A 4,235-nucleotide genomic window follows, 5' to 3' on the forward strand; every position below is an offset into this window, starting at 1 on the left:
CATTTCTAATACGATGCAACTTGGTAATTAATTTGCGCACATGAAGTCACATTCTGTGGATGAACAAACCGTCCAGCGATTTCTTCATTGCCAACCAAAGCCAACCCCGTACCATTAATATCAACAAAGTGGCGCAACTGATTAATCGCCTCATCCGTTAAATTTTGCGCTTCATCAACAATCAACAACGTGCCACTGCCCACGCGCTCTAATTTCTTACCAATCGCACGCGTTAAGCGGGTGGGATTATATTCCACCACTTCCAATTCTGCTGCCATATCATTCAAAATACCGTGAACACTGCGCGTATGCGGGCTGGCTGTCACCAAATAAACATGCGGGCGGGTAGAGCGATAATGGCGGCAGGTTTCGGTCTTACCACTGCCCGCATCAAGCGTAATCATCACCATATCCCCCGTACTTTGTGCCAGTGTTAAAGTATCAATAATCTCACTGGCAATTCGATTCCTCTGAAAGGCTGGTTTTTCAGGAATGCGCTCCAAAAACCCCGCCGTTTCCTTTAAAACCTCAACCCATTGTTGAACCTTTGCATTTTGCTTCCCCAATTGCCCCGCATAACTGCCCGCATACCATTGCGAAAACGTCCCATCCGGCATGCCTATGCGCCGCGCCACCTCTGCTTTCGACCAATCATTCATTTGCCCCAAAGCTCTGACTGAATCCACAAGCTCATTCCATAAAGCAATGTCATCACTGTTGCGGTTTTGTGCTGTTCCATTGGGCTGGATTTTAGGTCGCGCCCAAGGATTTTTATCGACCGTTGCATTTATCGCGTTTTTCATGTATATTCCCCTCTGTATTGATTTTAGACTATTGATAAGGGGAAGGGCTCCCACCCGCCCCTTTCTTTTGTCTTTAGAATGAACATTTAAAAGCCGTACGCGATACTAAAACGGCTAACCTTGCAAATCCCCTCTCTTTCTCACACATCAGGGAACTTGCTAACTCCACGCATCTCTCCCGATCAGGCAAAGATACCTAGAAACTTCATGTATTGATTAGACTTTTAAAGGATTAAGATTCCTCCCCCCCTTTCTTTGTTAACGCTTCAAGCTGATACGCGATACAAAACCAGCTTCCTTTTGAGAATTCTTATAAACCCCCCCTCTCTTTTCCTATTTCCTTATTCTATTGCTTGGGAAACTTGATCACCTCACGCCCCTCATCAGAGGCGGAAAGCTTTCTCAAAGCTTTATGCAAGTGTTGACTGAATTCTTCCTCCCCCAAAGCCTCATCATCGTCTGCTTTCAAAGCTAAATTCCCCACATTGTTTGGCATCAAGCGGCTCACCTTTGGCTTTATCGGAAGCTTAGATTTGAACGCTTCATCCTTTTTCTCAAGGCGACCATAAACATCGGCCAAGTGATCAGGCGCAAGCTTTGCTGCCAACTGTTTTTCTGCTTTAACAGCCTTCACATATTCTTTACGCAAACGCCCATTCAAGCGCGCCGCCTGCTGGTCATAAAAACCTACATCAGAAAGGCATGGTGCCAAACAAAGCAACCGATTGTTCAAATCATAAACCCGTAAATCTTGATGCAAATTATCCGGATCAAAGCGTACAATCACTTTTTTCCCCGCATGCTCATTCAACGCCCGCGCCCAATAACGATTGCCATAAAAATGGATCTCGCCCGTACCCTTTTGCGCACGCAATGCCTCAGGGGTTAAAAGCCATAAAGCCCGTTGTGCTGCCGTTGCTTGCCGAATAATCGTCCCCTCGGCTTGCAAGCTCTCTGTAAAGGTCTCATCAAAACTGCGCCCCGCACAATTAACCGCTTTGCGCCCTGCTTGCGCATTATGCGCCACAATTTGCGCACCAACATGGGCTTTAAACGCTTCAAATCCTATCGCGCGCTTGCCGTAATCTTCAGGCTTGGCATCCGGTTTATTGCCCGTATAAGCCCCTGCACAAAAGGGATGTTTGGAAATCGCTTCTGCCAGATCACGCCATGCCCGCTCAATCGGTTTAGACTGTCCGCTATAAGGGGTGGTCCATTGCAATTGCACACCCAAACTCGTCAAAAGCCCCTGCGGATCATCCGGCTTAATCTTAAAACGAAAACGGTTTTGCACACCTCCAGAAATCCACTTGCTGGTAAAAGCACGCCCATTATCCAAGGTCATACGCTCCGGTATCCCATAAGCTTCCACCATGTCCCCAATCACCAAACGAACGATTTCCCAAGTCTCAGCATCTGACAAGCGCCACGATAAAATCTTGCCCGAATAAAGATCTTGAATGGCAATCAGATAAAGCCGCACAGGCTTCTCTGTCCAAGGAACATTAACAAAAACATCCAGCTTATGCCCGTCCATATTCACTGCTTGCAGTGCATGCAAGCTCGAGCGATCACGCCGTTGGGCTGGATAAAGCTTTTTTGCCTTTTCTTCTCCCTCACGCGCTAAAACCACAACCGCTTTGGAAATTTGCGCCTTAAAACGACGCCGCAAAGCCCGCTCTGAAGGAATGGGCTGCCAACCCCGCTCCTGTGCAACCGAAACCATCCGCCGATAACACGCCGAAAAAGCAGGTTTAGAGGGGCGCAAATAATCCGAACAAAAAACCTCCCACGCCCCCTCATGACACGGCGCAAATTGCGAAACATTCTCCTCACCATAACAAGGTGCAAGCGCTGCCAACCAATCAGGGCGCTCATACCCCTCCACCATCTGCCGCCAATTAAAAAGCGACATCCGGCTCACACCAAATTGCACCGCACTCAAACTTGCCGCATCATGCACACCCATACCGGCATGGAGTAAATCTTCCCAAAAGCAAAGTGCCTTCAAACGCTCTTCACAGCGCCTTTTATGCGCCTTGGAAAGCCCCTCATAACGCACCCAAATACTTGTCTTTTGATCGCTTTTCTCTGTCTTTTCTTCTACACAAACCCCACCAAACCGCACCAACAACGCCGCCCGCGCCCCCTCCGGCAATAAAGAAATGTGATACTCCCAAACCGGCTTGGTTTTGCCTCCCACTTTCCTCGAAAGTTCAGAGTTTTTTCTCCAATATGCCCGTCCGTGGTTTTCAAGACTTTTATATGTTTTCGGCAACCCTGGCAAAGCTGCCTCAGCCAATTCGGCAATAGTAAACCATTCCTTCATGGCTGCCCCCTTTTAATGCGAACCGGCGTTGCGCGCATGGCTTTCAATCGCACTGCAATCTCCCGCTGTTCCTGCTGCAACCGCGCAATTTCTGCTAACCGCGCCTCATCCCCTTGCAACAGCAACAATCCATCTTCACTCACCACCTCATCCCAGAGCCAAAATGCCTCTGTCGCCCGCACAAATGCCTTAAACCGTGGCAGGGAAATATCCACCTGCTTACTTTCCGCAACATAAGCATCCAAACTCGCCTTACTTACACACCCAATCCCTAAATAATGCGCCATACGCTCCGCAATCACACTGCGCTCATGCCGGCATTCTCTCAAAGCCCGCGCCATCGCACGCTTAATGCGTGAGCGAAACCGCCCTAAATCAATCTGCGCAACGGGTTCACGACAAGGAAAAACCGGCTTTTGGAAAAAATCAAGCTGCCCGCAACCATGCCTCTTCATGACAGCACCTCCCCCGATTGCTTGTTCAAATAATCATAAAACCGCGCCCGTGTCTGTGCATCCGCTCTCTGCCAAACACCCAATAACTGAGCAAAAACCCGCTCCTGTTCATTAATTTGCGGCGGCGTATTAATCCCATTGACCAAATCAACAGCCCGCCGTAAATCCCCCTCAACCTGTTGCAAAGCAATCGCCACCCGCCGTTGCGCAACCGGCTCCATCTTGGCAAGCTTCAACAATTGCGCTTGATTATCCGCCAATGCCGTCCCCCGCAAAACAGAGCGTAATTCTGGCTGTAAATACTTGGAAATACGATTAAGTCGTCTCACTGACTCTTCAGATAAACCAATGCGATCTGCCACATGTCTAGCAAAGCAAAAAGTAACTCCCTTATCACTTTCTTCATCGGTATGAGCAATTCGGTCAACTTGACCGAATTGCTCTTTTTTGACTTTATGTTGATTACTACCGTCCCCACCAACCTTAATTTCCCCATACTTCTTTTCCCACAACTCGCGGTAAGTCTGGACAAAAAGCGCACGATCAATCACTGACAATTCATTGCGAAAGAGGTTTTCAGCAACCTCTAAAAGCGCAGCATTGTCCTTATCCGCCTGCACCACAACCGCATCAATTTCGCTATAGCCT

3 protein-coding genes and 1 pseudogene are annotated in these 4,235 nt (G+C 48.5%); all 4 read right to left on the reverse strand.

Going from position 1 to position 4,235, the window contains the following annotated elements:
• Positions 1-803: pseudogene (locus ACFILY_RS08700) on the reverse strand (AAA family ATPase); the annotation flags it as partial.
• Between the two features lie 346 nt (positions 804-1,149).
• Positions 1,150-3,132 carry a transposase domain-containing protein gene (locus ACFILY_RS08705; RefSeq protein WP_375673324.1) on the reverse strand — a complete coding sequence of 661 codons (1,983 nt, stop codon included), beginning with the start codon at positions 3,130-3,132 and terminating at the stop codon, positions 1,150-1,152.
• Positions 3,129-3,587: a hypothetical protein gene (locus ACFILY_RS08710; protein ID WP_375673326.1), complete on the reverse strand. Its 459-nt coding sequence runs from the start codon at positions 3,585-3,587 to the stop codon at positions 3,129-3,131. Before ACFILY_RS08710 ends, ACFILY_RS08705 begins: the two co-directional genes overlap by 4 nt.
• On the reverse strand, positions 3,584-4,235 hold a 652-nt coding region (locus ACFILY_RS08715; protein WP_375673328.1), incomplete at its 5' end, for a chromosome partitioning protein. The genes ACFILY_RS08715 and ACFILY_RS08710, both read right to left, overlap by 4 nt.

Source organism: Bartonella sp. CL25QHWL (genome assembly GCF_042195335.1).
Classification (GTDB): domain Bacteria; phylum Pseudomonadota; class Alphaproteobacteria; order Rhizobiales; family Rhizobiaceae; genus Bartonella.